This window comes from Rhizobacter sp. P2_H3 (assembly GCF_056403355.1).
The window spans coordinates 1-1,222 of record NZ_JBFUFQ010000492.1 but is presented as its reverse complement, the minus strand read 5'-3'; the positions used below and the strand labels follow the sequence as shown (position 1 = coordinate 1,222).

At 67.8% G+C, this 1,222-nt stretch carries 2 protein-coding genes; both read left to right on the top strand.

Annotated features, from left to right (window positions below):
* Positions 1 to 718, top strand: a 718-nt coding sequence (locus AC1D1T_RS32580) for an adenylosuccinate synthetase (protein WP_477993492.1), incomplete at its 5' end; no start/stop codon positions are given.
* A gap of 18 nt (positions 719 to 736) precedes the next feature.
* The coding region (locus AC1D1T_RS32575; protein WP_477993491.1) for a phosphoribosyltransferase at positions 737 to 1,222 on the top strand (486 nt) is incomplete at its 3' end.

Below are 1,222 nucleotides of genomic sequence, written 5' to 3'. Positions count from 1 at the left end.
GCTCAAGCCGATGCTGGCCGACGTGGGCTACACGCTGTTCATGAAGCACCGCGAGGGCGCCAACATCCTGTTCGAGGGCGCGCAGGGCACGCTGCTCGACATCGACCACGGCACCTACCCGTACGTGACCTCCAGCAACTGCGTCGCCGGCAACGCCGCGGCGGGCGCGGGTGTCGGGCCGGACCTGCTGCACTACATCCTCGGCATTACGAAGGCATACACCACGCGCGTGGGCAGCGGCCCGTTCCCGACCGAGCTCGACATGAACGAGCCCGGCACGGTCGGCCACCACCTGTCGACCGTCGGCCAGGAGCGCGGCACCGTCACCGGCCGTCCGCGCCGCTGCGGCTGGCTCGATGCCGCGCTGCTGAAGCGCTCGATGATCATCAACGGCATCTCGGGCCTGTGCATCACCAAGCTCGACGTGCTCGACGGCCTGCCGGAGATCAAGGTCTGCGTGGGCTACGAACTGGACGGCAAGCGCATCGACATCCTGCCGCTGGATGCCGACGACATCGTCGCCTGCAAGCCGATCTACGACACCTTCCCGGGCTGGACCGAGCGCACCGCCGGCATCACGCAATGGGATGCGCTGCCGCTGAACGCGCGGCGCTACCTGGAGCGCGTGCAGGAGTTCATCGGCCGGCCGATCGACATGGTATCGACCGGTCCCGACCGCGAGCACACCATCCTGCTGCGCCACCCCTATCAAGCCTGACGCCTGGAGCCTTTGAACATGCTGACCGACGACGGCAAACACCTTTACGTGTCCTGGGACGAGTACCACATGCTGATCGAGCGCCTGGCGCTCAAGGTGCATGCCTCGGGCTGGGAGTTCGACCAGATCCTGTGCCTGGCGCGCGGCGGGATGCGACCGGGCGACGTGCTGTCGCGCGTGTTCGACAAGCCGCTGGGCATCATGTCGACGAGCTCGTACCGGGCCGAGGCCGGCACCATCCAGGGCCGGCTCGACATGGCGAAGTACATCACCCTGCCGAAGGGCGAGCTCGCCGGACGGGTGCTGCTGGTCGACGACCTGGCGGACTCGGGCGTCACGCTGCGCGCGGTGGTCGACCGGCTGCGCGGCATGCCGGCGATCGCCGAACTGCGCTCGGCGGTGATCTGGACCAAGGGCGTGTCGAGCTACACGCCGGATTACTACGTCGAGCTGCTGCCGACGAGCCCGTGGATCCACCAGCCGTTCGAGGAGTACGACGAACTC